Annotated in this window: 1 protein-coding gene; it reads left to right on the top strand. The window is 55.3% G+C overall.

All coding sequences use genetic code 11. The features are described from left to right. The first annotated feature begins 190 nt into the window (after positions 1-190). Positions 191-559, top strand: a complete 369-nt coding sequence (locus AC3G2T_RS38810) for an ABC transporter ATP-binding protein (protein WP_488438831.1) — start codon at positions 191-193, stop codon at positions 557-559.

The following is a 559-nucleotide window of genomic DNA, read 5'->3' as shown; positions in this document are numbered from 1 at the left end:
CAGAGGACCAGTACCGCACTAAATACGCGACTGAGTTCCCCGAAAGGAAGGTTGTACAGAGCGTCAAGCGCGGCGACGTGCAGACAAATTTCGCTTCGGTGCAGCCGTCCGTGAAGAGTGGCCCGGGGGCATCTTTCGTCCAGGATTACGCTTCACAACTAAATGCATTCCGGAAATTGAGGTGGTAGGCATGTTTGGTGATGTGGAGGCAGAGCGCGCAGCCATCGAGAGCACCTATGAAGGACTTTGTACGGTTTCGGAGTTTGGGACGGTCAAGGACCCTGGAACGAAAGCAAGCGGGCAGAAGAAGGTCCCTGTTCTCAAGAATCAGCCTTGTGCCCTTTCCCAAACATCGCTCCCGGCAGCACGTCAGACAGACACGGCCAACGTGATTGACTATGATGCCAAACTTTTCATCGCGCCGGAAATAGCGATCAAGGCAGGGAGTCACATCTACGTGCTGCAGAATGGAATGACGTTCGAAGGCAAACAAGCCGGCGAGCCCTTCCGGTACCCGACGCACCAGGAGATTATGTTGAAAAGGACGGGCCGGGCGTGA

It is taken from the genome of Paenibacillus sp. sgz302191, from assembly GCF_057749925.1.
The sequence above is the reverse complement of the archived record's forward strand: the minus strand, read 5'-3'. Positions and strand labels throughout refer to the sequence as shown.